The sequence below is a fragment of the Chromobacterium sp. INPA-IVC genome (assembly GCF_059047085.1).
Window position 1 is genome coordinate 98,667 of the sequence record NZ_JBTNLS010000010.1, and the last position, 23,537, is coordinate 122,203.

Below are 23,537 nucleotides of genomic sequence, written 5' to 3' on the forward strand. Positions count from 1 at the left end.
TTTGTTATGCTGGCTTGTCCTGACGGGGGGTTGACAATTATATACAGGCAGTCGTCTTGTCGGGCCGGCGACTGGGCTTGTGCGTATCTTGCCAATTTTGTAGTTTAACTACATGCAAATCACGCAGCAGCTTGATGGCAATCAAGAAAATGTGCAAGTCGGAATTGTCTTGATTGTCTGCTGCATTGCAGCATATTGGCGGACGGACGCGAGATAGCGCTTGAATATTGCGGACTTGGGGATGCGGGCGGAAATACGGTCGCTGTTGCATTTTTGTAATGCGACTCTAAAAAGCGAAAAGCCCCGCGGAAGCGGGGCGGGGGATCGGTGACTGGGCTTGGTCAGGCTTGGCGCTGCCGTTCCGGCTGGCCCAGCAGGAACAGCGCGAGCGAGCTGGCGATCAGGAAGGCGGGGTATTCCCAGCCGCCGCCCTCGTTGGTGAACATCCAGCCCTTGGCGCCATGCACCAGGATGATGGCGCCCAGCAGTTGCGGAACCAGCAGCAGCGCCACCCAGCGCGCCTGGATGCCGGCCAGCAGCAGCAGGCCGCCGCCGATCTCGATCAGGATGGCGAAGTAGCCGACGAAGCCCGGCAGGCCCAGGCTGGCGAAGTATTCGGCGGTGCCGGCCGGAGTGAAGACGAACAGCTTCAGCGCGCCGTGGGACAGGTACATCAGGCCCAGCGACACGCGCAGCACCAGGGCGGCCAGGTAGGGGTTTTGCAGACGGTTCATGATTGCGTTCCAGTTCAGATTGGTATGGCGCTATTTGACCATCAGCTTTATATTCAATAAATACTAAAATTTGAAAATTATTATTTCTCTATAAGAAATTATATGGATAGATTCTCCGAGATACGCGCCTTCGTCTGCGTGGCCGAGCTGGGCAGTTTCGTCGCCGCGGCGGAAAGGCTTGAGCTGTCGCGGGCGATGGTGACCAAACTGGTGGCGGCGCTGGAGAACCGGCTCGGCGTGCGGTTGATGCATCGCACCACGCGCAAGCTGTCGCTGACCGAGGCCGGCGAAACCTATCTGGCCCAGGCGGGCAGCCTGCTGGGCGAACTGGACGAGCTGGACGCGCTGCTGTCCCACGGCGCCAGCGAGCCGGTGGGCAGGCTCAGGGTATCGGCGCCGGTGTCCTTCGGCATGCGCTACCTGGGGCGGATCATCGGCGGCTTCCACCAGCGCCATCCGCAGATCGAGGTGGAGCTGAGCTTGAACGACCGTCGGGTGGACCTGGTGGAGGAGGGATTCGATCTGGCGCTGCGGGTGTCCAACCTCAGCGACTCCTCTTTGGTGGCGCGCAAGCTGGCGCAGATCGAAGACCTGTTGGCCGCCTCGCCGGACTATCTGGCGCGCCGCGGCACGCCCGGGAGTCCGGCCGAGCTGGTCGACCACCAGTGCCTGCTGTACGCGCTGACGTCCCAGCCCAATGTCTGGGACTACCAGGCGCCGGACGGCAGCCAGGGCAGGGTGAAGGTCCGGGGCGGACTCAAGGCCAATAACGGCGACGTGCTGACCGACGCGGCCGTGCACGGCATGGGCATCGTGCTGCAGCCGCGCTTTCTGCTGGACGAAGAGCTGGCCGACGGCAGGCTGGTGCCGGTGCTGCCCGGCTATCATTGGCACTGCCTGGACTTGTCGGTGGTCTATCCGGTGCGCCGCCATGTGCCGGGCAAGGTGAGGGTGTTCGTCGAATACCTGGCGGAATTCTTCCGCGGCTGAGGCGGATTATCCATGCCAAGTGATTGATTTTCAAGGAAAATGTTTGTATGCGGACAATCATCTCTTTTCCTATAACGGAAGCCGGCGCGCGTAGGCACGCGCTCCGTGTATCGGGAAGGAGTAGGTCATGCAAACAAAGATGGTGGTGGCCGGTTTGCTGGTTTTGGGCACGACGATGACTGCGGCGGCGGCGGGTTGCGCCAAGCAGCAGAAGCCCGACTATCCGGTGGCGGCGATGAGGGATGAAGTGGCCGGGGTGGTCAAGGTGACGTTCAAGACCGGCGTCGACGGCTCGGTATCCGGCATCAGAAGCGCGACGTTCAGCGCGGCGATTCCGCCGCAATACCGCAGCGGCTTCCGTTCGGAGATCGCCAAGGCCTTGCGCGAATACCGCTGCGCGCCGAGCGCGACCTTGAGCCAGGAATTCGATTTCAAGATGGAGGAGTGAGGCGGCGGATGCGGGGCGGCGCGGGAGCGCCGCCCGCTCTCAGGGGTAGAACCAGTACAGGCTGTAACCCATCGCATGCACCTTGCCGGCATCCAGCCGCATGGTGACCTTGACCTCGCTGTTGGCGTTGAAGCGGTTCAGCTTGAGGTCGTCCGGCTTCAGGTATTCCTTGGGCGCGAAAACCTTGCGGATCAGCACCTGGTCGTCGCTGTCCTTCAGCGTCACTTCCAGCATCGGATACGCCTGCGGATACTGCGCGTGGTTCTTCAGCGTCGCCGACAGCTGGATCAGGTTGGGGTAGTCGGGGACGAAGGCCAGCTCAGACCATTCGGTGCGGATCAGCGCGATGTCGGTCGGCCACGGCACTTCGCAATCCAGCGCGCGGCACAGATGTTCCAGCGTCGGCCGGGATTCCGGCACTTCCGCCGCGATGCGGGTGCGATTGATGTAGACCAGCTGCGCGGCGAGGAACAGCGCGCCGATCACCGCCAGCGCGGCCAGCAGGCCGTTCAGCCAGGGGCCGGCCGGCTTGTGGGTGCGGGCCGCCTCCTCCTCCACCGCGTCGGCGTCGGTGAACAGCGGCTCATCGAATTCGACGTGCGCCGGCGGCGCTTCCTCGGCATGCGCAGCCTCGGCGCGCCGGCGGCTGCCGAACACCTCGGGCTGGGTCGGGGCGGGCGGCGGCTCAGGATCGTCGAAGGGATTGCCGATCGGCGTGGAGACATGGCGGTTCTGCATCGCCTCGGACAGCGCGCGCTGGAAGGCTTCCACGTCTTCCTGTTTCGGGGGCGGCGCTTCAGCCTGGACGGGAGCGGCCGCCGCGCGCGGCTGCTGAGCGGCGACCGGGTCCGGCAGGATCTGGACGTCGCCTTGCTGGGCCTGGGGATCGAAATCCGGCACTTCCAGCTCGAAGTCGTCCATCGGATCGCGCGCCGGGGGCGCCGCCAAGGCGGGCGCCGGCTCGGGGCGGGTGATGACGAAATGATCCGGAGCCTTGAATACATGGGAACAGCGCCCGCAGCGCACCAGTCCATTGGCGGCTGCTAACTGGCTGTCATTGACCTTGAAGCGGGTCTGGCAGTTGGGGCACTGTGTCGTGTATGTCATACGGCGGCGCGTCGGGTTCCTGTCAGTCTAGTCCATCCTTCGTCGAACACCGGCGGGTCCATCTCGAACCATTGGCTGTAGATGGCGGACAGTTCTTCGGCTTGTTCGGCGAGGATGCCGGAAAGCACGATTCTACCACCGGTTTTCACATGGCTTGCCAGCAGGTCGCCCAGCATGCGCAGCGGATTGGCCAGAATATTGGCCAGCACCACGTCGTACTGGGTTTGCGGATTGGCGTCCGGCAGGAAGAAATCGGCCTGCACGCCGTTCTGCTCGGCGTTGTCCTTGCTGGCGCGCACCGCCTGCTGGTCGATGTCGATGCCGACGGCCGAGGCCGCGCCCAGCTTCAGCGCCGCGATGGCCAGAATGCCGGAGCCGCAGCCGTAGTCGAGCACGCTCTCGTTGCCTTGCAGCTGCTTGTCTAGCCATTGCAGGCACAGCCGGGTGGTGGGGTGGCTGCCGGTGCCGAAGGCCAAGCCCGGGTCCAGCTGCAGGTTCACCGCGTTGGGGGCCGGCGCCTCGTGCCAGGTCGGGGTGATCCACAGCCGGTCGGAGATGCGGATCGGCTCGAATTGCGACTGCGTCAGCCGCACCCAGTCCTGCTCCTCGACGCGCTCCACGCTGTAAGCCGGCATGGCCAGCTGGCAGGCGTTGGCGGCGGCGGCGATCAAGAGCGCCACTTCGGCATTCTCGTCGAACAGGGTAATGATGCGGCTCTGGCTCCACAGCTGGTCCACCGGCTCGCCCGGTTCGCCGAAGATCGGCTGCTCGCGGTCGGTGCCGGCCCAGGCGTCTTCGATGGCGGTGGACAGCGCGCCGGCATCCATCAGCGCGTCGGCCAGCCGTTCGGCGACGGCGGAATCGGAATCAATGGTGGCTTGCAACCATGCCATCAGGCTTCCCCTTTTTTCTGCTGCAGGCGGTGCTCCAGATAATGGATGCTGGTGCCGCCGCGCTGGAAGGCCGCATCCAGGAACAGCTCCTGGTGCAGCGGAATATTGGTCTTGATGCCGGAGATCGCCATCTCCGACAGCGCCACGCGCATCCGCGCCATCGCCTGGTCGCGGGTGTCGCCGTAAGCGATCAGCTTGCCCACCATCGAGTCGTAGTGCGAGGGCACGGTGTAGCCCTGGTAGATGTGCGAGTCGATGCGGATGCCGGGGCCGCCGGCCGGGTGGTAGCTCTCGATCTTGCCCGGGGACGGCACGAAGGTGAACGGGTCCTCGGCATTGATCCGGCATTCCATCGCGTGGCCGGCGAACACGATGTCTTTTTGCTTATAGCGCAGTTTCTCGCCGGCGGCGATGCGGATCTGTTCCTGCACGATGTCCACGCCGGTGATCATTTCCGTCACCGGATGCTCCACCTGCACGCGGGTGTTCATTTCGATGAAGTAGAACTCGCCGTTCTCGTACAGGAACTCGAAGGTGCCGGCGCCGCGGTAGCCGATGCGGCGGCAGGCTTCGGCGCAGGCTTCGCCGATCTTCTGCCGTTGCTTGTCGGTGATGCCCGGCGCCGGCGCTTCCTCGATGATCTTCTGGTGGCGGCGCTGCATCGAGCAGTCGCGTTCGCCCAGGTAGATGGCGTTGCCGTATTCATCGGCCAGGATCTGGATCTCGATGTGGCGCGGCAGCTCCAGGAATTTTTCCATGTATACGGTGGGGTTGCCGAAAGCCGCGCCGGCTTCGGTGCGGGTCATCTGCACCGAGCTGATCAGCGCGCCTTCGGAGTGGACCACGCGCATGCCGCGGCCGCCGCCGCCGCCGGACGCCTTGATGATGACCGGGTAGCCGATCTTCTTGGCGATCTTGGCGATTTCGGCCGGATCGTCCGGCAGCGCGCCATCGGAGCCGGGCACGCAGGGCACGCCGGCTTCGATCATCGCGTGCTTGGCCGACACCTTGTCGCCCATCGTGCGGATGGTGTCCGGACGCGGGCCGATGAAGACGAAGCCGGACTGCTCGACGCGTTCGGCGAAGTCGGCGTTTTCCGACAGGAAGCCGTAGCCGGGGTGGATGGCCTGGGCGTCGGTCACCTCGGCGGCGGCGATCAGCGCCGGCACGTTGAGGTAGCTCTTGGCCGACGGAGCCGGGCCGATGCAGACCGATTCGTCGGCCAGCTTCACGTATTTGGCTTCGCGGTCGGCCTCGGAGTGCACGACCACGGTCTTGATGCCCATTTCACGGCAGGCGCGCTGGATGCGCAGCGCGATTTCACCACGGTTGGCGATCAGAATTTTTTCGAACATGGAATCTCTCCGCGGGCTGATCCGGTTCGGGCGCTTGGCCGGTCCGGGGCCCATGCTGTCACGTCAAACGACAAGGGCACAGACCTTGGCCGTGCCCTGAATCTCGCGATGTCGTCCGAGCGCTTACTCGATGACGAACAGCGGTTCGCCGTATTCCACCGGCTGGCCGTCTTCCACCAGGATGGCCTTGATCACGCCGGAACGGTCGGCTTCGATCTCGTTCATCAGCTTCATCGCTTCGATGATGCACAGCGTGTCGCCGGCGCTGACGCTCTGGCCCACTTCGATGAAGGACTTGGCGCCCGGGCTCGGCGAGCGGTAGAAGGTGCCGACCATCGGCGACTTCATCGCGTTCTGGGTGTCGGCGGCCGGGGCGGCGGCGGGAGCGGCGGCTGCCGGAGCCGCGGCCGGGGTGCCGGCCGGAGCGGCGTACATCTGCGCCATCGGCTGGACAAAAGCTTGTTGAGCGACCGAGGATACGCGGGTGATGCGGACTTTTTCCTCGCCTTCGGTCACTTCCAGTTCGGCGATGCCGGACTCTTCGACCAGGTCGATCAGTTTTTTCAGTTTACGCAGGTCCATTGTCGATCCTTCGATTGGATATTCTGTAACGATGGTCAGACTTGCGCGGACAGGTGTCGTACCGCGTGCGCAAGCGCCAGTTCGTAGCCATGGGCGCCCAGACCGCAGATCACGCCGAGCGCCAGATCGGAGAAGTACGAATGCTGGCGGAACGGCTCGCGGGCGTGGACGTTGGATAGATGTACTTCAATGAACGGCACCTTCACCGCGGCCAGCGCGTCGCGCAGCGCGACGCTGGTGTGGGTGAACGCCGCCGGATTGATCAGGATGAAGGCGGTGCCGTCATCCAGGCATTGGTGTATGCGTTCTATCAGTATGTGTTCGGCGTTGCTCTGCAGCGCGGACAGGGAGAAGCCAGCCGCTTTGGCCTGCTGAGTCAGGCGCCGATTGATGTCGTCAAGGGTGTCCCGGCCGTAGTGTTGTGGTTCCCGAACGCCAAGCAGGTTGAGGTTGGGGCCGTGCAGCACGAGGATGGATTGGCTCAAGGCCAGGCTCCTGTTTTTCATCTTGGCCGCGAGTTTGCCGCAATTCGCTGCAAGATGTCCAGCTTTTGCGGGATTTAAAACGGTTGTTTGGCGTGTTGGCCAGAGATCGCGGAGTGCGATTTAGAGTGAAGGCCCTAGATTTTTCGACGTTTTTTCGTCGGCTGGCATTCCCTTCATGCCAAAAGAATACTGTGGCGAAAAGTCGGAGAAAGCAAGGGTTGTCGACGCGCGGCACTGTGCCCGGCGAGTGGGCGCGGGTATAATTCGCCGATTCCGAACGATAGTTTCCGCAATGCAGCTTTCCGATTTCGACTACCACCTGCCCGAGGCGCTGATCGCGCAGCACCCGCCGGCGGAGCGCGGCGCCAGCCGCCTGTTGCACGTGGACGGCATGACGCTGTCCGACCTGAGTTTCGCCGATCTGCCGTCCCGGCTGCAAGCCGGCGACCTGCTGGTGTTCAACGACACCCGGGTGATCCGCGCCCGCCTGTTCGGCGAAAAAGCCAGCGGCGGCAAGGTCGAGGCCTTGATTGAACGCGTGCTGGACGACCACACCGCGCTGGCCCATGTCCGCGCCTCCAAATCGCCGAAGCCGGGCAGCCGGCTGATCTTCGCCGGCCGCTGGGAGGCGGAGATGGTGGAGCGGCACGACGCCTTGTTCAAACTGCGCTTCCTGGCCGAGGAAAACGTCTACGACATCCTGGAGGCGTCCGGCAGGCTGCCGTTGCCGCCTTATATCGAGCGCAGCGCCGAGCACGACGACGATGAGCGCTACCAGACCGTTTACGCCCGCGAGCAGGGCGCGGTGGCGGCGCCGACCGCCGGCCTGCACTTCACCGACGAGATGCTGGCCGGGCTGAAGGCCCAGGGCGTGGAAACGGCCTTCGTCACGCTGCACGTCGGCGCCGGCACCTTCCAGCCGGTGAAGGTGGACAACGTGGCCGAGCACAAGATGCATAGCGAGATCTATGATATTCCGCAGGCAACGGTGGATGCCGTCGCCGCCGCCCGCGCCCGCGGCGGCCGGGTGGTCGCCATCGGCACCACCAGCGTGCGCGCGCTGGAGTCCGCCGCCCGCAGCGGCGAGTTGACCGCCGGCCGCGGCGAGACCGACATCTTCATCACGCCAGGATACCGTTTCCGCGTGGTGGACCGCTTGCTGACCAATTTCCACCTGCCAAAGTCGACGCTGTTGATGCTGGTGTCGGCCTTCGCCGGCTACGACCAGATTTTCCAGGCTTACCGCCACGCGGTGGAGAAGGAATACCGCTTCTTCAGCTATGGCGATGCCATGCTGCTGGAAAAGAAGGCCTGACCGCGCCGCCGCGGTCCAACCCGATATAGAGGGATCATGCCCATGTCCGGACTCGCGCCCGACGCCGCCCAGCCGGTGGAAATCCAGCTGCACCAAGTGTCCAAGATATTGGAGATCGCCTTCGACGACGGCGCCCGCTTCGAGCTGCCGTGCGAATACCTGCGCGTCCACTCGCCGTCGGCGGAAGTGCGCGGCCACGGCGCAGGCCAGGAGAAGCTGCAGACCGGCAAGATGCATGTCGGCATCACGGCGCTGGAGCCGATAGGGCATTACGCGCTGAAAATCACCTTCGACGACGGCCACGACAGCGGCCTCTACAGCTGGACCTACCTATACGAGCTGGGCGCCAAGCGCGGCCAGTATTGGCAGCAATATCTGGACAAGCTCGCCGCCGCCGGCGCGAGCAGGGAGTGAGCATGGAAAAGAGCACGCATTTCGGTTACAAGACCGTGGCGGAGAGCGACAAGGCCGGCAAGGTGGCCGAAGTCTTCCATTCGGTGGCCAGCAAGTACGATGTGATGAACGACCTGATGTCCGGCGGCCTGCACCGGGTGTGGAAGCATTTCACGCTGACCACCTCCGGCGTGCGCGCCGGCGACAAGGTGCTGGACATCGCCGGCGGCACCGGCGATCTGTCGCGCGGCTGGGCCAAGCGCGTCGGCAAGACCGGCGAAGTGTGGCTGACTGACATCAACAGCTCGATGCTGACCGTGGGCCGCGACCGCCTGCTGGACGAGGGCGTGATCCTGCCGGTATCGCTGGCAGACGCCGAGAAGCTGCCGTTTCCGGACAATTATTTCGACGCGGTGTCGGTGGCCTTCGGCCTGCGCAACATGACGCACAAGGACGGGGCGCTGAAGGAGATGTGCCGGGTGCTGAAGCCGGGCGGCAAGCTGTTCGTGCTGGAGTTCTCCAAGGTATGGAAGCCGCTGTCGCCGTTCTACGACTTCTACTCGTTCAAGGCGCTGCCGGTCATGGGCAAGCTGGTGGCGGGCGACGCTGACAGCTACCAGTACCTGGCCGAATCCATCCGCATGCACCCGGACCAGGAAACGCTGAAGCAGATGATGCTGGACGCGGGCTTCGGCAAGGTGGACTACCATAATCTGACCGGCGGCGTTGTTGCGCTGCACAAGGGCGTCAAGTTCTGATCTCGCGGGAGAGCGCTTCATGGCCATCCAGATCGCAGCCTTCAACCATCTGCTGAACCAGCACCCGGCGCGGCGCGCCGAGCTGGCGGCCCATGCCGGCCGCCGGGTGGCGATCGCGCTGCCGCCGCTGCACGTGGCCGGCGTGATCACCGAAGAAGGCTGGCTGGCCGCCTGCGACGGCGAGCCCGAGGCCAGGCTGAAGCTGCGCCACGGCGCGGTGCTGTCGCATCTGACCGGCCAGGCGCCGAAACTGGCGGACATCGCGCTGGAGGGTGACGCCGACCTGGCGTCGGCGGTGGGGCGCATCGTCGGCCAGCTGCACTGGCACGCCAGCGAGGATTTGTCGCGGGTGTTCGGTGACGTGGCCGCGCAGCGGATGGAAAACCTGGCGCGCGGGCTGTTCGGCTTCAAGGGCCAGCTGGCCTTCCGCCTGGCCGACGGCTGGATCGAGCACCTGCGCGAGGAAGCGCCGCTGCTGGCCAGCCGCCATCTGGTGCAGCGCTTCGTCGCCGAAGTGGATCATCTGCGCGACGACGCCGGCCGCTTGGACAAGCGGCTGGAACGGCTGGAAACCGCGCTCAACAATAAACAGAATTCCCAGACCTGACGGATCTATGTCGATATCGCGTTCGCTGAAGATTGTTGCCACCCTGTACCGTTATGGCCTGGACGATTTCCTCGAGGGCCACTCCAGGCTCGCCTTCCTGCACAAGTTGTTCGGCCTGTGTCCGGTCCGTCGCGACACCTCGGCGCCGCTGCCGCAGCGGGTGAGGCTGGCGCTGGAAAGCCTGGGGCCGATCTTCGTCAAGTTCGGCCAGGTGCTGTCCACCCGCCGCGACCTGCTGCCGCCGGAATACGCTGACGAGCTGGCGCGGTTGCAGGACCGGGTGCCGCCGTTCGACGGCGAAATCTCCCGCCAGGTGGTGGAGCGCAGCCTGGGCCGCAAGGTGGAGGAGCTGTTTGTCGATTTCGACCTGAAACCGGTGGCCAGCGCCTCGGTCGCCCAGGTGCACAAGGCCTGGCTGCGCCAGCCGGACGGCAGCCGCGGCCGCGAGGTGGCGGTCAAGGTGCTGCGGCCCGGCATCCTGCCGGTGATCGAGCAGGACCTGTCCCTGATGCGGACGCTGGCCGGCTGGGTGGAGCGGCTGTTCTCCGACGGCAAGCGGCTGAAGCCGCGCGAGGTGGTGGCCGAGTTCGACAAATACCTGCACGACGAGCTGGACATGATGCACGAGGCGGCCAACGCCTCGCAGCTGCGGCGCAATTTCAAGGGCTCGGACATGCTGATCGTGCCCGAGGTGTTCTACGACTACTCCAGCCGCGAGGTGCTGACGCTGGAGTGGATGCACGGCATTCCGGTGGGGCAGATCGACAGGCTGCGCGAGGCCGGCGTCGACCTGCAGAAGCTCAGCCGCTTCGGCGTGGAGATTTTCTTCACCCAGGTGTTCCGCCACGGTTTCTTCCACGCCGACATGCACCCGGGCAATATCTTCGTCGCGCCGGACGGCCGCTACATCGCGCTGGATTTCGGCATCGTCGGCAGCCTCACCGATTCCGACAAGCATTACCTGGCGGTCAACTTCCTGGCCTTCTTCAACCGCGACTACCACCGCGTGGCCACCGCCCACATCGAGTCCGGCTGGGTGCCCAGGGATACCCGCGCCGAGGAGCTGGAGGCCGCGGTGCGCACCGTGTGCGAGCCGATCTTCGAGAAGCCGCTGAGCCAGATCTCGTTCGGCATGGTGCTGTTGCGCCTGTTCGAGACCAGCCGCCGCTTCAATGTGGAAATCCAGCCGCAACTGGTGCTGCTGCAGAAGACGCTGCTGAACATCGAAGGCCTGGGCCGCCAGCTGGATCCGGAGCTGGACCTGTGGGACACCGCCAAGCCTTTTCTGACCAAGTGGATGAACGAGCAGATCGGCTGGCGCGGCCTGCTGCGCACGCTGAAGAACGAGGCGCCGCAGTGGGCGACTACGCTGCCGACTCTGCCGCGCAAGCTGAACGAGGCGCTGGGCTCGGCCAAGACCGATCTCCTGGTGGAAGGCTATATGCACCTGATGCGCGAGCAGAAGCGGCAGAACTTCCTACTGCTGCTGATCGCCATCCTGTTGGCCGGGCTGCTGGCCAAGTCCCTGCTTTGATCGATGCCTCGCCATCGCCGAGCCGCTCCCGACGAGCGGCTTTTTTCATGCCCGCCGCTTGCCGGCCAGGCGCGGAGAAGGGCTGCGCAATCAGACGATTGGCATGCTTGAGCCATGGCATGGTGCTAATTATCGGCAGCCTCATCAATCCGCAGCCAAAATGCGGTAACCTTGGCGAAAAATACCACTAATAAGGAGCAGCTTATGTTGAGCCGCAACGCGGCGGTGCCGCGGATCGTCATCGTAGGAGGCGGGGCAGGGGGGCTGGAGCTGGCCACCCGGCTGGGACGCACGCTGGGCGCGCGCCATCGCGCGCAGGTCGTGCTGGTGGACGGCTCGCCCACCCATATCTGGAAACCGCTGTTGCATGAAGTGGCCACCGGCGCGCTGAACACCGGCGAGGACGAGGTCAACTACTTCGCCCACGGCTACCGCAACGGCTACGACTTCGAGTTCGGCTTCATGCAGGGCCTGGACCAGAAGCGCCGCACCATCCGCCTGTCGGCGATACCCGGCAGCGACGGCCAGCTGCTGAGTCCGGAGCGGGAGATCGGCTACGACTGGCTGGTGATCGCCGTCGGCGCCGAGGCCAACGATTTCGGCACGCCCGGCGTGGCCGAGCACGCGATGTTCCTGAATACCCCCAACGACGCCGAGAAGCTGCGCCACCGCGTGCTGGAGCAGGCCTTCCGCGCCAGCAGCGGCGAAGCGCCGGCGCGCGCGCTGTCCATCGCCATCGTCGGCGGCGGCGCCACCGGCGTGGAGCTGGCGGCGGAGCTGAACCACACCATGTGCGAGCTGCATCACTACGGCGCGCGCTTGCAGCCGGAGCGGGTGAAGATCAGCGTGATCGAAGGCGCGGACCGCATCCTGGCCGCCGCGCCGCCGTCCTTGTCCGCCTATGCCGAGGAGCAGCTGGCCGGCAAACACATCCAGGTGCTGACCGGCAGCCGGGTGGCGGCGGTGGAGGCCGACGGCGTGGCCTTGTCCGACGGCCGCAAGGTGGATGCCGACATCACGGTGTGGGCGGCCGGCGTCAAGGCGCCGGGCTGGCTGGCCGGCCTGGACGGGCTGGAAACCAACCGCGTCAATCAGCTGGTGGTCGATACCCGCCTGCATTGTGCCGGCGGCGACTGCGTCTACGCGATGGGCGATTGCGCGGCCGCGCCGGACGGCGACAGCGGCCGCATGCTGGCCGCCACCGCCCAGGTGGCGCACCAGCAGGCGCGCTATCTGGCCGACGAGCTGGCGCGCAGGCTGGACGACAAGCCGGCGCGGCCGTTCGCCTTCAAGCCGCAGGGCATGATGGTGTCGCTGGGCAAGCACACCGCAGTCGGCAGCCTGGCGGCGGTGGTGGGACCAAAGCGCGACTACCACGTGGAAGGCCGCGGCGCGAAGCTGATCTACGCGTCGCTGTATCGGATGCACCAGGCGGCCGTGCACGGCTGGGCGCTGGCGATTCTGCTGTTCATCGGCGACAAGCTGCGTCGGGCAGCGCGGCCGGCGTTGAAGCTGCACTGAGGCTGGTCCGGCGGGGCCGAGGCCCGTCTGCATCGATGCCGTTCGCCTGTTTGGCGAGCGGCATTTTTGTATCTTGAGATGGGATGGATTTTGGTGGAATCCGCATGCGCGTATGATGTTTGGGATGGCGGGGCTGCCCGCCGGGCAGGCCAGGGGGCTGCGCGGCCAGCCCCCCGGCACCCCCAGGCCGCCCCTCAGGCCGGGAGTTCCCGCCCTGAATTCCGAGGGCAAGGCGCTGGCGAACTCGGCGCGCGCTAACGTCGCGCGCCTCAAGCATGCGCCAGCTTAAGACCTTGCCCTCAGCTTTCAGGACGGCGCGTCCTGAAGGGGGAGTCGGGCGCTTCATGATTATCCAGGCTTCGAGTGCCCATCTAACCGCAATCGGCATCATCCTGGTCCAAGGCTGTTTTGCCAGCACCGGCCCAAAGAGGATTTAGATGGCTGCCGACAGCTGTGATTCATTGACACCGTTTGTATCTGGCTGGCCGGTATTTGGTGCTGCGCCGCAACTTGACCCGCTCCCGCCTTTCTTCGATGCTGTTTTGCCATTCGCATATCGAAGGAGCGGGCATGGAGTTGGGCAAGTGGTTGGATGAGCGTCCGCTGGGCGGGTTTCAGTACCGGTTGTTGGCGTTGTGCGGGCTGTGCATGATTCTGGACGGCTTCGATGTGCAGGCGATGGGCTATGTCGCGCCGGCCTTGCTGGAGGATTGGGGCATCGCCAAATCGGCGCTGGGGCCGGTGTTCGCCGCTGGGCTGTTCGGTCTGCTGCTGGGCGCGCTGCTGTTCGGCGCCTTGTCCGACCGGGTCGGCCGTCGGCCGGTCTTGCTGACCTGCACCTTGATGTTCGCCTCGGGCATGCTGGCGACGGCGGCGGTGCAGACCTTGCCGCAGCTGATCGCTCTGCGCTTTCTCACCGGTCTGGGCTTGGGCGGCATCATGCCCAACGCGATGGCGCTGGCCGGCGAGTACAGTCCGGCGCGGCGGCGCGCCAGTCTGATGATGATCATTTCCTGCGGCTTCACCGCCGGCGCGCTGCTGGGCGGCCTGCTGGCGGCGTGGCTGATTCCGGCGCATGGCTGGCGCGCGGTGTTCGTGTTCGGCGGCGTCGCCCCCCTGCTGCTATGGCTGCCGATGCTGCGCGGCCTGCCGGAATCTGCGCGCTTTCTGCTGCTGCGCGGGCGCGCGCCTCAGGCTTTGTTCTGGTTGCGGCGGATGGAGCCGGGTCTGCCGGCCGATTGCCGGCCGTGGCTGGCGGAGGCGCCGTCGGCCGGGAATTCCGTGGCCGCGTTGTTCGGCGAGGGCCTGGCCCGGCGCACGCTGCTGCTGTGGCTGCTGAGCTTTTTGAACCTGATCGTGCTGTATTTCTTGTCCAACTGGATGCCGTCGTTGCTGCGCGCGCAGGGCTTGGAGATGCGCGACGCGCTGCTGGCGGGCAGCATGCTGCAGCTGGGCGGGGTGGCCGGCACGCTGCTGCTGGGGTGGTGGATAGACCGCGGCGGGTTCCGCCGCGCGTTGCCGCCTTGCTTTCTGTTGGCCGCGCTCGGCCTGTGGCTGCTGGGGCAGGTGGAGGGACAGGCCTTGTGGCTGTACGCGCTGTTGTTCTGCGTCGGTTTCTTCATCATCGGCGGCCAGCCGGCGGTCAACGCGATGGCGGCCAGCGCCTATCCCACCGGACTGAGAGCCACCGGCGTCGGCTGGAGCCTGGGCATCGGCCGCGTCGGTTCGGTGCTGGGGCCGTGGCTGGGCGGGGTGCTGATCGGCCTGGCCTGGAGCCAGGCGGCGCTGTTCGCCTTGCTGGCGCTGGTGTCGCTGGCTTCGGCCGCCGTGGTGTGGGCCTATCACCGCGACGGCGGCCGGCCGCGCAAGCGCGAGGCGGCTTAGATCGTCAGCAGCGCGGCGACCACGCGGCGGTCTTCGGCCAGCAGGATGTTGAAGGTGCGGCAGGCGGCCTGGGTGTCCATGCACTCAATGCCGATGCGGGCCTGGGTCAGCGCCGCGTACAGCCGGGGATGGACGAAGCGCTGGCTCTTGCCTGAGCCGAACAGCACCACTTCGGGCCGGTAGGCCAGCAGCGCTTCGAAATGCTCGGCGGCGAGGCCGGCGAAATCCGGCGCGGCCCAGGCGGTCACCGCGTCGGCGCTGACGATCAGGTTGCCGTCATGGCGCTGGGCGTTGATCAGCACGTGGCCTTCGCCGTAGCCGGTGAACAGGTTCTGGCCGGGTCCCAGCGACTGATGCATTTTCATCGGATTGGCTCCATTGGCGTGTGTGTGGGGCGCGGCGGGCGGGCCGCGCGGCGGCGCTGTGCAGCGCACCAAAGATTGGGATAGGATTATACCCAGACCCGAGGCCGGCGCGACCACGCGCGAAGCGTGGTTTCCATCCGGCCGGACAATGACAAGAGATCCCATGAAACAACCACACCGCCAGCGCAAGACCGTTCCGTCCGGCGGGCGGCCTGAAACGGAAGTCGCCGCCGCCATGCAGCCAGTGCACAAATCGCAGAAACTCTCCAACGTCTGTTACGACATCCGCGGCCCGGTGCTTGAGCACGCCAAGAAGATGGAGGACGAGGGCCATCGCATCATCAAGCTGAACATCGGCAACCCGGCGCCGTTCGGCTTCTTCGCGCCTGACGAGTTGATCGAGGATGTGATCGCCAATCTGCCGGCGGCGTCCGGCTATTCCGATTCCAAGGGATTGTTCGCCGCGCGCAAGGCCATCATGCACTACGCGCAGCAGAAGCATCTGCCGAATGTGGCGATGGACGACATCATCGTCGGCAACGGCGTGTCCGAGCTGATCGTGATGGCGATGCAGGCATTGCTGGACAACGGTGACGAAGTGCTGGTGCCGGCGCCGGACTATCCGCTGTGGACCGCCGCGGTGAGCCTGGCCGGCGGCCGCGCGGTGCACTATGTCTGCGACGAGGAGCAGGGCTGGTTCCCCAGCATCGACGACATCCGCGCCAAGATCACGCCGTCCACCCGCGCCATCGTCATCATCAACCCCAACAATCCGACCGGCGCGGTGTATCCACCCGAGCTGCTGCAGCAGATCGTCGAAGTGGCGCGCCAGCATCAGCTGATCATCTACGCCGACGAGATTTACGACAAGGTGCTGTACGACGAGGTCAAGCACACCTCGATCGCGTCCCTGGCGCCGGATCTGTTCGTGGTGACCTTCAACGGCTTGTCGAAGAACTACCGGGCCTGCGGCTACCGCGCCGGCTGGTTGATCCTGTCCGGCGAGAAGAAGCACGCCAAGGACTACATCGAGGGCCTGAACATGCTGGCCTCGATGCGCCTGTGCGCCAACGTGCCGTCGCAGCACGCGATCCAGACCGCGCTGGGCGGCTACCAGAGCATCGACGACCTGGTGGCGCCGGGCGGACGCCTGGCGCGCCAGCGCGATCTGGCGCACAAGCTGTTGACCGAGATTCCGGGCGTGTCCTGCACCAAGCCGCAGGGCGCGCTGTACCTGTTCCCGAAGCTTGATCCCAAGGTTTATCCGATCGCCGACGACCAGCAGTTCATCCTGGAGCTGCTGCAGCAGGAGAAGGTATTGCTGGTGCAGGGCACCGGCTTCAACTGGATTGCGCCGGATCACTTCCGCGTGGTATTCCTTCCCAACTCGGACGATCTGATCGAGGCCATCGGCCGCATCGCGCGCTTTCTGGAAAGCTACCGCAAGCGTCACGGCGCCGCCGAGTAAGCGTTTGACCTGGGGCGGCGGATTGTCCTCCGCCGCCTGAGGACTGTCCGGACAGGCTCGGCCTGTCCAGACGGCCTTCGGCCGGAACAAGAAACAGGGACTGAATTGGAGATGTGCATGAAACCGATCAATATCGGCCTGCTGGGCGTGGGCACCGTCGGCGGCGGCACCGCCACCGTGCTGAAACGGAACGCCGGCGAGATCACCCGCCGCGCCGGCCGCGAGATCCGCCTGCTGGTGGCCGCCAGCCGCGACGCGGCCAAGGCGCGCGCCGCGCTGGGGCCTGAGGTGTCCGTGGTGGACGACGTGCATCAGGTCGTCGACAACCCCGAAGTCGACATCGTGGTGGAACTGATCGGCGGCGACACCATCGCCAAGGAGCTGGTGCTCAAGGCGATTGAGAACGGCAAGCACGTGGTCACCGCCAACAAGAAGCTGCTGGCGCTGCACGGCACCGAGATCTTCGCCCGCGCGCAGGAAAAGGGCGTGATGGTGGCGTTCGAGGCGGCGGTGGCGGGCGGGATCCCCATCATCAAGACCTTGCGCGAAGGCCTGGCGGCCAACCGCATCGAATGGATCGCCGGCATCATCAACGGCACCTCCAACTTCATCCTGACCGAGATGCGCGACAAGGGCGCGAGCTTCGCCGACGTGCTGGCCGAGGCGCAGAAGCTGGGCTACGCCGAGGCGGACCCCACCTTCGACATCGAAGGCCACGACGCCGGCCACAAGCTGACCATCATGGCGGCGCTGGCCTTCGGCATCCCGATGCAGTTCGACCAGTGCTATCTGGAAGGCATCAGCAAGCTGGACGGCCGCGACATCCGCTACGCCGAGGAGCTGGGCTACCGGGTGAAGCTGCTGGGCCTGACCCGCCGCACCGACAAGGGCGTGGAGCTGCGCGTGCATCCGACGCTGATCCCGGAAGGCCGGCTGATCGCCAACGTCAACGGCGTGATGAACGCAGTGCTGGTGAAGGGCGACGCGCTAGGCCCGACGCTGTACTACGGCGCCGGCGCCGGCGCGCTGCCGACCGCGTCCGCGGTGGTGGCCGACATCGTCGACGTCACCCGCCTGTTGACCTCGGACCCGGAGCACCGCGTGCCGCATCTGGCCTTCCAGCCGGATCAGCTGCAGGATCTGCCCATCCTGCCGATCGCCGAGGTGACCAGCTCTTACTACTTGCGGATCGGGGCGATCGATCGCGCCGGCGTGCTGGCCAACATCACCCGCCTGTTGGCGGAGAACGGCATCTCGATCGAGGCGCTGATTCAGAAGGGATCGATCAGCGACGGCACCGCCGAAGTGGTGATCCTGACCCACCGGGTGCTGGAGAAGGCAATCAACCGCGCCATCGCCGGCATCGAAGCGCTGGACAGCGTCGACGGCCAGGTGGTGCGCCTGCGAATGGAAGAGTTGAATGACTAAGTTCTTGCAAGCCGGCCTGTGCGCCGCGCTGCTTTCCGGCATGGCCGCCGCGACGCCGCTCAGTTCCGGCCAGCATCAGTTGCTGCAGGGCTTCCTGATGCGAAGCTGCGTCAAGCGCACGCCGGCGTCCGACGGCGTCGGCCAGCCCGGCAACGAGCAGGTGCAGCGCTACTGCCAGTGCGCGAGCGAGAAGCTGGCCGGCACCTTCTCCGAGGAAGAAGTGATGGGGGTGGTCACCGGCCAGATCAAGAAGGACGATCCGCGCGGCAAGCAGAGGCTGAAGGAAGCCTCCGCCGCCTGCGGCCAATACCTGGAACAACGTTGATGCGATATATCAGTACCCGCGGCGGCATGGCGCCGCTGCCGTTCTGCGAAACCGTGCTGATGGGCCTGGCGCCGGACGGCGGCCTGCTGCTGCCGGAGCGCTATCCGCAAATCGACCGCGCCACGCTGGACGCCTGGCGCGGCCTGGGCTATGCCGAGCTGGCGTTCGAAATCATCCGCCTGTTCGCCGACGACATCCCGGTGGACGACCTGAAAGGCATCGTCTCGCGCGCCTATCGCGCGGAAACGTTCGGCAACGAGGCCATCACGCCGATCAAGCGCCTGCATGACGGCCTGGCGATCCTGGAACTGTCCAACGGCCCGACGCTGGCATTCAAGGACATGGCGATGCAGTTTCTCGGCCAGCTGTTCGAGTATGTGCTGGACCAGCGCGGCGAGACGCTTAACATCCTGGGCGCCACCTCGGGCGACACCGGCTCCGCTGCCGAATACGCGATGCGCGGCAAGCGCGGGATCAATGTGTTCATGCTGAGCCCGGACGGCAAGATGAGCGCCTTCCAGCGCGCGCAGATGTACAGCCTGCAGGACGAAAACATCCACAACATCGCCATCCAGGGCATGTTCGACGACTGCCAGGACATCGTGAAGGCGGTGCAGAACGACCACGCTTTCAAGGCGCGCCGCAAGATCGGCACCGTCAACTCGATCAACTGGGCTCGGGTCGTCGCCCAGGTGGTTTACTACTTCCACGGCTACTTCCGCGCGACCGCGAGCAACGACGAGCAAGTCAGCTTCTGCGTGCCGTCCGGCAACTTCGGCAATGTCTGCGCCGGCCACGTCGCGCGCTGCATGGGCCTGCCGGTGGCGCGCCTGATCGTCGCCACCAACGAAAACGACGTGCTGGACGAGTTCTTCAAGAGCGGCCGCTACGCGCCGCGCGGCAGCGAACGCACCTACGTCACCTCCAGCCCGTCGATGGACATCTCCAAGGCATCCAACTTCGAGCGCTTCGTGTTCGATCTGGTCGGCCGCGACGGCGCCGAGGTCAAGCGTTTGTGGGCCGAGGTGGACGCCGGCGGCGGCTTCCAGCTGGATGCGGAAACGATGGGACGGGTGCGCGACGCGTTCGGCTTTGTCTCCGGCAAGAGCGCGCACGCCGACCGCATCGCCACCATCCGCCAGGTGGACGCCGAGGACGGCGTGGTGGTGGACACCCACACCGCCGACGGCATCAAGGTGGCGCGCGAACTGCGCCGCGGCGGCGAGAACGTGGTCTGCCTGGAAACCGCGCTGCCGGCCAAGTTCGCCGAGACCATACGCGAGGCGCTGGACCGCGATCCGCCGCGCCCGGCCGGTTTCGAGGCGCTGGAGTCGTTGCCGCAGCGGGTAGTGACGCTGCCGGCGGACGCCGGCCAGGTGAAGGCGCTGATCGAAAAGACGCTGGGCTGAGTCCGGCGCGGCGTTCAGGCAAAAAAACAGGCTCCCACGGGAGCCTGTTTCGTTTTGGGGGAGAAACGATCAGAACGACATGGCCACGCCGATGTTGCCGCCGGTCTGGTTGCCGCCGCTCTTGCCGCTGGTCACAGTCAGCTGGCCGAAGGCGGTGACAGCCTTGCTGAAGTTGGCGCTGACGCCGGCAGTCCATTCCATCCAGTTGGCGTCCGGCTTGCCCAGATTGGTGGTCCAGTCGCCGACGGTGGTGGCGAGGCCGGCGGTCACGTTGCGGTCGTCCTGCTTGAACTCGTGGGCGAGGCTGACCTTGGCGTAGGGGCTGAACCTGCCGATGTCGGCGTCCAGCTGCCAGCCGACGCGGCCCACCAGCGAGCTGACGTTCTGGCTGGAGAAGTTCATGCTGCTGCTGTTGCCGCCTTGCTCGGCGAAACCGGCGACCTTGGCGTAGGCGTAGTCCAGGCCGACTACCGGCCCGGTGGTGACGCTGCGGTACTGCATCCGGTAGCCGCCGGCGGCGCGCAGGCCGAACTGGGTGGCGCGGGTCTTGCCGTCGATGCCCACCGTTGTCGGCCCCAGGGTCACGTTGCGGTGGGTGTCGAGATCGCCAGAGCCGATGTGCAGGTCGCCGTCCACCCAGAACTTGTCCTGATTGTAGCTGGCGAAGCCGCTCATCAGCGTGGTGCGGTCATTGATGCTGCCCGGCGTGCCCACGCTGTCGACATCGGTCTTGCCCTGCTGGCGGGACATCGCCAGGCCGACGCTCAGAGCCGGCGTGGCCTGGAAGTCCAGACCGACCGTGTACAGCTGGCCCTTGGGCTTGGCCGACAGGCCGCCGTAGCTGGCCTTGTCGTCGCTGAAGGCGCCGTCCGCGAAGGCGCTGACCGTGCCGACCGCGCGTTTCTGCGAGCGGATGGCTTGGTAGCGGGCGTCCAGCGCGCCGCCGAGCTGGCGGGCGTTGTTCAGCGACGATTCCGGGATGGCGGCGGCGAAATAGGGGGCCTGCAGCAGGCCGTAGACGTAGTCGCCGATGATTTTGTTGGCGGCCGGAGTCGGATGCAAGCCATCGGTGAAAATGTAGTTTTGAGCGTAGGTGGCAGTGGAGCAAGTAATGGCGCTTGCTGCGCAGATTGAACCCACGGTATTGGTGAATCCGAACTGGCTGGGGTTGGCGCTGATTTCGGCCATCAAGCTGGCGATGTTCGCGCGCACAATGCCATGTTGAAGCCCATTGCCGAGCAAAGCATTGTCGACCAGGCTATTGTAGCCAGAACTCAATTGCTGCAGAGCGGTGAGAATGGTGTTGTAAGTCGTTGTCAGCGTCGTAACCGAGTCAGGGGCCCCCATGGCGGCATTGGCGGCGGCCAGTGCTTGTTGAGTTACCGCGGACTGATTGGCTTGGGTGACCGAGGTGCTGCTTATTGTTTTCCAGGCGGCGCCAACGGCATTGTTGACATAGGTTGTCAGCGCTGTGCCGCTGAGCCCTGCGCCTGTGCCAACTGCGGTGGCGACGCTTTGGACAGTTTGGTATAAGGCTGCGGGGGTTGATGCCAGGCTGGGCACATTGGGGACAATGATGGTTTTGGCGCCTGCATTTTGCAGGGTGCCGATCAAGGTGCCTGCGGTGGCCGCTGAGGTTGTCAGCAACTTTACTGCGGTGGCGCTGGTTTTATCCGATGTTAATGTGCCTGCGGCAGCGGAAATGTCATTGCCGCCTATCCAGACGGAATAGACGGCATTGGGGTCCGCTTTTCCACTCGTGCTGGCTAGATAGTTTTGTACTTGAGTAGGCAATTCCAGGATCGCCGTACTGCCATCGGGACCGTATTGTTCGACTGATCCATTGGCGCCGGTTGTGCCTGGAAATTGAGTGATCGATTGATAGCTTTGAGCGACCGCGCCGCCTTGGGCGTAGTTGTTGCCAGTGCTGCTGGTATTGCCGGAATTGCTTGGATTATTGGCGACAGAGCTCAGGCCATAATGGCCGGTGAGAATGGAAGTCCAGTTTGGTTGATTCTGGAAAGTCCAGTGAGCGCCGACGGGAAGTCCGGCTTGGCCGCCGAAAGCGCCAATATCGGAGAGGCTGTCTCCAAAGAAATAGAAATTGCTGTAAGCATGGGCGGCTGCGGGCAGAGCCATCGCGGTGGCCAGGGCGAGTGTGGTCAAGCGGTTGCGCATCATGTTCCTCTTTTCGTTCGGGGTGTTGTCTGCTGTTATTAGTGTCAAGAGTCTAAGCTCTAATCAAACGATTATTCGAATATGACGACCGTTTGTCAATCGCCGTCGCGTCGGGAGAGGGCATCGGTTAAAATGCGGACATGCGAAGACTAATCATCGGCCTGTGCTGGCTGCTTGCCGCTGGCCTCGCCTGGGGCGGCGGGACGCAGGATTTGGCGCAGCTGGAGCGTGTGGCGAATCTGTTTCTGAAGCGCGAGCTGGAAATGCGGGCCGCCACATGGACGTTGGGACAGTTGGACCGGCGGCTGGTGGTGCCGGCTTGCAACATGCCGAAAGCGGATTGGGCGACGCCGGGCGTGACCACCGGATCGACTTTCGTGGCGGTGTCCTGCCAGGAGTTGGGCTGGTCCTTGCGCATTCCGGTGAAAATCAATGAAAAGCGGCTGGGCGTGGTGTTGAACCGCGCGATGGCCGCCGGCGAAACCATCGGCGACGGCGATGTGCGGGTGGTGGACATCAGCAATCCCGCCTTGGCCAGCAATGTGCTGACCGACGCCAGCCAGGCGGTGGGGCAGGTGTTGCGGACTGGCGCGCCGGCCGGCGTCTGGGTGCGCAGCTTCATGGTGCGCGCGCCGTATCTGGTGCGCAGCAACCAAAGGGTTAAGGTGCTGGCGCAGGGCGATGGCTTCAGCGCCGAAGCAGAAGGCACGGCGCTGGCCAACGCGGCTCAGGGCGAGCAGATCAGCGTGCGGCTCAGCACCGGCCGGGTGGTTCGGGGCATGGTCCAGGCCGATGGCAGCGTGGCCGTGGTTTTCTAGACTGGGAAATCTCGCAGAAAATAGTTCAAGAGATTGTTTTTTCGGTCGATAATAGGATCAGTTGAGTTTAGCTACGGGAAGGTCAGGCCATGAAGATCGACAATTCGGGCAAGCTGTCGGGCACCTACAGCACCCAGAGCAAGCCGTCGCCCCGTGCTTCTTCCAGCTCCAGCAGCAGCGCGAGCGCTGGCGACGACAGCGTGAAGATCGATTCGCTGGCGAGCAAGCTGAGCGCAATCGGCAACGATCCGAGTACCCAGCAGCCGTCGTTTGACGCGGCCAAGGTGGAGCAGATCAAGTCCGCCATCGCCAACGGCAGCTTCAACATCAATGCCGACAAGATCGCGGATGGCTTGATTTCGTCTGCCCGCGAGTTGTTGAATGGTTGAGGCGTAAGCCGGGACGGATAACGGAAGAAGCGATATGTCAGCCGTCGAGCAGTTCGTCAATTGTTGCCGGGACGAGATCGAAATCGTCGACCGGCTTGTCGGCTTGCTGGAGCAGGAGCAGGCGTTGCTGATTCAGGGCGAAAGCCAGCAATTGGAGGGCGTGGCGGACAGCAAGAGCGAGGTGCTCGACCTGCTGGCCGCGCAGTCGTCCCTGCGAGGGCGGTTGATGGAGTCGCTGGGCGTGCAGGACAAGGACACGCTGTATATCTGGCTGGCGGACAAGCCGGAGGCGTGTACCGAGTGGACCCGGCTGGAGGACGCGGTGAACCGCGCGCAGAGCATCAACCAGTTGAACGCCGTTTTCGTCAACGAGCGTCTGGCGCTGGTGGAAGGGTCGCTGGAGGTTCTGCGCAGCGCCGCTGCCGCGACGTTGGGCTATGGCCGGGACGGCCAAACGCCGGAACTGGTGACCGGACGCCGTTTGCTGGGGTCCGCCTGAGCCGGTCTGGCGGAGTGGATTTGCACGGGGCGCGACAAGCGCCCCTTGTTGT

24 protein-coding genes are annotated in these 23,537 nt (G+C 65.0%); 16 read left to right on the forward strand and 8 right to left on the reverse strand.

Annotated features, from left to right (window positions below):
• Positions 1 to 341: 341 nt before the first annotated feature.
• On the reverse strand, positions 342 to 734 hold the full coding sequence (locus tag ACX17K_RS19230) for a DoxX family protein (RefSeq protein WP_493776027.1): 393 nt from the start codon (positions 732 to 734) through the stop codon (positions 342 to 344).
• Between the two features lie 102 nt (positions 735 to 836).
• Between ACX17K_RS19230 and ACX17K_RS19235 the strand changes: the two genes are divergently transcribed.
• The gene (locus tag ACX17K_RS19235) at positions 837 to 1,724 is read left to right on the forward strand and encodes a LysR family transcriptional regulator (RefSeq protein ID WP_493776028.1); all 888 of its coding nucleotides are present in this window, start codon (positions 837 to 839) and stop codon (positions 1,722 to 1,724) included.
• A 127-nt stretch (positions 1,725 to 1,851) separates the two neighbouring features.
• Positions 1,852 to 2,172 (forward strand): hypothetical protein, encoded by a 321-nt coding sequence (locus tag ACX17K_RS19240; RefSeq protein ID WP_493776029.1) that lies wholly within the window; start codon positions 1,852 to 1,854, stop codon positions 2,170 to 2,172.
• Positions 2,173 to 2,211: 39 nt separating this feature from the next.
• Here the strand turns inward: ACX17K_RS19240 and ACX17K_RS19245 are convergent, their stop codons facing one another.
• The 5 genes from ACX17K_RS19245 to aroQ form a co-directional block, all read right to left on the reverse strand.
• Positions 2,212 to 3,279, reverse strand: coding sequence for a DUF3426 domain-containing protein (locus ACX17K_RS19245; RefSeq protein ID WP_493776030.1), 1,068 nt, complete (start codon positions 3,277 to 3,279; stop codon positions 2,212 to 2,214).
• The gene (gene prmA, locus ACX17K_RS19250) at positions 3,276 to 4,172 is read right to left on the reverse strand and encodes a 50S ribosomal protein L11 methyltransferase (protein WP_343481230.1); all 897 of its coding nucleotides are present in this window, start codon (positions 4,170 to 4,172) and stop codon (positions 3,276 to 3,278) included. The genes ACX17K_RS19245 and prmA overlap by 4 nt, the downstream gene beginning before the upstream one ends.
• Positions 4,172 to 5,527: an acetyl-CoA carboxylase biotin carboxylase subunit gene (accC, locus tag ACX17K_RS19255; RefSeq protein ID WP_493776031.1), complete on the reverse strand. Its 1,356-nt coding sequence runs from the start codon at positions 5,525 to 5,527 to the stop codon at positions 4,172 to 4,174. The genes prmA and accC overlap by 1 nt, the downstream gene beginning before the upstream one ends.
• 123 nt (positions 5,528 to 5,650) lie before the next feature.
• Positions 5,651 to 6,109, reverse strand: coding sequence for an acetyl-CoA carboxylase biotin carboxyl carrier protein (gene accB, locus ACX17K_RS19260; protein WP_021475510.1), 459 nt, complete (start codon positions 6,107 to 6,109; stop codon positions 5,651 to 5,653).
• A gap of 35 nt (positions 6,110 to 6,144) precedes the next feature.
• The gene (gene aroQ, locus ACX17K_RS19265; RefSeq protein ID WP_493776032.1) at positions 6,145 to 6,615 is read right to left on the reverse strand and encodes a type II 3-dehydroquinate dehydratase; all 471 of its coding nucleotides are present in this window, start codon (positions 6,613 to 6,615) and stop codon (positions 6,145 to 6,147) included.
• Between the two features lie 271 nt (positions 6,616 to 6,886).
• Here aroQ and queA point away from each other — a divergent pair, with 271 nt between their 5' ends.
• The 7 genes from queA to ACX17K_RS19300 all read left to right on the forward strand — a co-directional run bounded on the left by queA (position 6,887) and on the right by ACX17K_RS19300 (position 14,606).
• The gene (queA, locus tag ACX17K_RS19270; RefSeq protein ID WP_493776033.1) at positions 6,887 to 7,909 is read left to right on the forward strand and encodes a tRNA preQ1(34) S-adenosylmethionine ribosyltransferase-isomerase QueA; all 1,023 of its coding nucleotides are present in this window, start codon (positions 6,887 to 6,889) and stop codon (positions 7,907 to 7,909) included.
• A 42-nt stretch (positions 7,910 to 7,951) separates the two neighbouring features.
• Positions 7,952 to 8,323 (forward strand): gamma-butyrobetaine hydroxylase family protein, encoded by a 372-nt coding sequence (locus ACX17K_RS19275; RefSeq protein ID WP_493776034.1) that lies wholly within the window; start codon positions 7,952 to 7,954, stop codon positions 8,321 to 8,323.
• Between the two features lie 2 nt (positions 8,324 to 8,325).
• The gene (gene ubiE / locus ACX17K_RS19280) at positions 8,326 to 9,060 is read left to right on the forward strand and encodes a bifunctional demethylmenaquinone methyltransferase/2-methoxy-6-polyprenyl-1,4-benzoquinol methylase UbiE (protein ID WP_070980783.1); all 735 of its coding nucleotides are present in this window, start codon (positions 8,326 to 8,328) and stop codon (positions 9,058 to 9,060) included.
• Positions 9,061 to 9,079: 19 nt separating this feature from the next.
• On the forward strand, positions 9,080 to 9,667 hold the full coding sequence (locus ACX17K_RS19285) for a ubiquinone biosynthesis accessory factor UbiJ (protein ID WP_493776035.1): 588 nt from the start codon (positions 9,080 to 9,082) through the stop codon (positions 9,665 to 9,667).
• A 7-nt stretch (positions 9,668 to 9,674) separates the two neighbouring features.
• Positions 9,675 to 11,201, forward strand: a complete 1,527-nt coding sequence (gene ubiB / locus ACX17K_RS19290; RefSeq protein ID WP_493776036.1) for a ubiquinone biosynthesis regulatory protein kinase UbiB — start codon at positions 9,675 to 9,677, stop codon at positions 11,199 to 11,201.
• A 204-nt stretch (positions 11,202 to 11,405) separates the two neighbouring features.
• Positions 11,406 to 12,722 (forward strand): NAD(P)/FAD-dependent oxidoreductase, encoded by a 1,317-nt coding sequence (locus tag ACX17K_RS19295; protein WP_493776037.1) that lies wholly within the window; start codon positions 11,406 to 11,408, stop codon positions 12,720 to 12,722.
• A 570-nt stretch (positions 12,723 to 13,292) separates the two neighbouring features.
• Entirely contained in the window at positions 13,293 to 14,606 is a 1,314-nt protein-coding gene (locus tag ACX17K_RS19300) for an MFS transporter (RefSeq protein ID WP_493776038.1), read from the forward strand.
• Here the strand turns inward: ACX17K_RS19300 and ACX17K_RS19305 are convergent.
• The gene (locus tag ACX17K_RS19305) at positions 14,603 to 14,971 is read right to left on the reverse strand and encodes an Mth938-like domain-containing protein (protein WP_347751415.1); all 369 of its coding nucleotides are present in this window, start codon (positions 14,969 to 14,971) and stop codon (positions 14,603 to 14,605) included. The two genes, ACX17K_RS19300 and ACX17K_RS19305, sit on opposite strands and share 4 nt — an antisense overlap.
• 235 nt (positions 14,972 to 15,206) lie before the next feature.
• Here ACX17K_RS19305 and ACX17K_RS19310 point away from each other — a divergent pair, with 235 nt between their 5' ends.
• The 4 genes from ACX17K_RS19310 (at position 15,207) to thrC (ending at position 19,601) form a co-directional block, all read left to right on the forward strand.
• Positions 15,207 to 16,439, forward strand: a complete 1,233-nt coding sequence (locus ACX17K_RS19310) for a pyridoxal phosphate-dependent aminotransferase (RefSeq protein ID WP_347752753.1) — start codon at positions 15,207 to 15,209, stop codon at positions 16,437 to 16,439.
• A 117-nt stretch (positions 16,440 to 16,556) separates the two neighbouring features.
• Positions 16,557 to 17,867 carry a homoserine dehydrogenase gene (locus ACX17K_RS19315; protein WP_493776039.1) on the forward strand — a complete coding sequence of 437 codons (1,311 nt, stop codon included), beginning with the start codon at positions 16,557 to 16,559 and terminating at the stop codon, positions 17,865 to 17,867.
• Positions 17,860 to 18,192, forward strand: a complete 333-nt coding sequence (locus ACX17K_RS19320) for a hypothetical protein (protein ID WP_021475496.1) — start codon at positions 17,860 to 17,862, stop codon at positions 18,190 to 18,192. The genes ACX17K_RS19315 and ACX17K_RS19320 overlap by 8 nt, the downstream gene beginning before the upstream one ends.
• Complete coding sequence (gene thrC, locus ACX17K_RS19325) at positions 18,192 to 19,601, forward strand: threonine synthase (RefSeq protein ID WP_493776040.1); 1,410 nt, start codon at positions 18,192 to 18,194, stop codon at positions 19,599 to 19,601. The genes ACX17K_RS19320 and thrC overlap by 1 nt, the downstream gene beginning before the upstream one ends.
• 69 nt (positions 19,602 to 19,670) lie before the next feature.
• Here the strand turns inward: thrC and ACX17K_RS19330 are convergent, their stop codons facing one another.
• Complete coding sequence (locus tag ACX17K_RS19330) at positions 19,671 to 21,782, reverse strand: autotransporter outer membrane beta-barrel domain-containing protein (RefSeq protein WP_493776041.1); 2,112 nt, start codon at positions 21,780 to 21,782, stop codon at positions 19,671 to 19,673.
• Positions 21,783 to 21,919: 137 nt separating this feature from the next.
• Here ACX17K_RS19330 and flgA point away from each other — a divergent pair, with 137 nt between their 5' ends.
• The 3 genes from flgA to ACX17K_RS19345 all read left to right on the forward strand — a co-directional run bounded on the left by flgA (position 21,920) and on the right by ACX17K_RS19345 (position 23,485).
• Positions 21,920 to 22,597: a flagellar basal body P-ring formation chaperone FlgA gene (gene flgA / locus ACX17K_RS19335; protein ID WP_493776042.1), complete on the forward strand. Its 678-nt coding sequence runs from the start codon at positions 21,920 to 21,922 to the stop codon at positions 22,595 to 22,597.
• 89 nt (positions 22,598 to 22,686) lie between these two features.
• Positions 22,687 to 22,986: a flagellar biosynthesis anti-sigma factor FlgM gene (gene flgM, locus ACX17K_RS19340; RefSeq protein ID WP_493776043.1), complete on the forward strand. Its 300-nt coding sequence runs from the start codon at positions 22,687 to 22,689 to the stop codon at positions 22,984 to 22,986.
• Positions 22,987 to 23,020: 34 nt separating this feature from the next.
• Positions 23,021 to 23,485, forward strand: coding sequence for a flagella synthesis protein FlgN (locus tag ACX17K_RS19345; protein WP_493776044.1), 465 nt, complete (start codon positions 23,021 to 23,023; stop codon positions 23,483 to 23,485).
• Positions 23,486 to 23,537: the final 52 nt, after the last annotated feature.

Excerpts from the sequence above, each read along its gene's own strand:
- ACX17K_RS19230 (WP_493776027.1), bottom strand. The coding sequence starts at position 734 with ATGAACCGTCTGCAAAACCCCTACCTGGCCGCCCTGGTGCTGCGCGTG.
- ACX17K_RS19235 (WP_493776028.1), top strand. The coding sequence starts at position 837 with ATGGATAGATTCTCCGAGATACGCGCCTTCGTCTGCGTGGCCGAGCTG.
- ACX17K_RS19240 (WP_493776029.1), top strand. The coding sequence starts at position 1,852 with ATGCAAACAAAGATGGTGGTGGCCGGTTTGCTGGTTTTGGGCACGACG.
- ACX17K_RS19245 (WP_493776030.1), bottom strand. The coding sequence starts at position 3,279 with ATGACATACACGACACAGTGCCCCAACTGCCAGACCCGCTTCAAGGTC.
- prmA (WP_343481230.1), bottom strand. The coding sequence starts at position 4,172 with ATGGCATGGTTGCAAGCCACCATTGATTCCGATTCCGCCGTCGCCGAA.
- accC (WP_493776031.1), bottom strand. The coding sequence starts at position 5,527 with ATGTTCGAAAAAATTCTGATCGCCAACCGTGGTGAAATCGCGCTGCGC.
- accB (WP_021475510.1), bottom strand. The coding sequence starts at position 6,109 with ATGGACCTGCGTAAACTGAAAAAACTGATCGACCTGGTCGAAGAGTCC.
- aroQ (WP_493776032.1), bottom strand. The coding sequence starts at position 6,615 with ATGAAAAACAGGAGCCTGGCCTTGAGCCAATCCATCCTCGTGCTGCAC.
- queA (WP_493776033.1), top strand. The coding sequence starts at position 6,887 with ATGCAGCTTTCCGATTTCGACTACCACCTGCCCGAGGCGCTGATCGCG.
- ACX17K_RS19275 (WP_493776034.1), top strand. The coding sequence starts at position 7,952 with ATGTCCGGACTCGCGCCCGACGCCGCCCAGCCGGTGGAAATCCAGCTG.
- ubiE (WP_070980783.1), top strand. The coding sequence starts at position 8,326 with ATGGAAAAGAGCACGCATTTCGGTTACAAGACCGTGGCGGAGAGCGAC.
- ACX17K_RS19285 (WP_493776035.1), top strand. The coding sequence starts at position 9,080 with ATGGCCATCCAGATCGCAGCCTTCAACCATCTGCTGAACCAGCACCCG.
- ubiB (WP_493776036.1), top strand. The coding sequence starts at position 9,675 with ATGTCGATATCGCGTTCGCTGAAGATTGTTGCCACCCTGTACCGTTAT.
- ACX17K_RS19295 (WP_493776037.1), top strand. The coding sequence starts at position 11,406 with ATGTTGAGCCGCAACGCGGCGGTGCCGCGGATCGTCATCGTAGGAGGC.
- ACX17K_RS19300 (WP_493776038.1), top strand. The coding sequence starts at position 13,293 with ATGGAGTTGGGCAAGTGGTTGGATGAGCGTCCGCTGGGCGGGTTTCAG.
- ACX17K_RS19305 (WP_347751415.1), bottom strand. The coding sequence starts at position 14,971 with ATGAAAATGCATCAGTCGCTGGGACCCGGCCAGAACCTGTTCACCGGC.
- ACX17K_RS19310 (WP_347752753.1), top strand. The coding sequence starts at position 15,207 with ATGCAGCCAGTGCACAAATCGCAGAAACTCTCCAACGTCTGTTACGAC.
- ACX17K_RS19315 (WP_493776039.1), top strand. The coding sequence starts at position 16,557 with ATGAAACCGATCAATATCGGCCTGCTGGGCGTGGGCACCGTCGGCGGC.
- ACX17K_RS19320 (WP_021475496.1), top strand. The coding sequence starts at position 17,860 with ATGACTAAGTTCTTGCAAGCCGGCCTGTGCGCCGCGCTGCTTTCCGGC.
- thrC (WP_493776040.1), top strand. The coding sequence starts at position 18,192 with ATGCGATATATCAGTACCCGCGGCGGCATGGCGCCGCTGCCGTTCTGC.
- ACX17K_RS19330 (WP_493776041.1), bottom strand. The coding sequence starts at position 21,782 with ATGATGCGCAACCGCTTGACCACACTCGCCCTGGCCACCGCGATGGCT.
- flgA (WP_493776042.1), top strand. The coding sequence starts at position 21,920 with ATGCGAAGACTAATCATCGGCCTGTGCTGGCTGCTTGCCGCTGGCCTC.
- flgM (WP_493776043.1), top strand. The coding sequence starts at position 22,687 with ATGAAGATCGACAATTCGGGCAAGCTGTCGGGCACCTACAGCACCCAG.
- ACX17K_RS19345 (WP_493776044.1), top strand. The coding sequence starts at position 23,021 with ATGTCAGCCGTCGAGCAGTTCGTCAATTGTTGCCGGGACGAGATCGAA.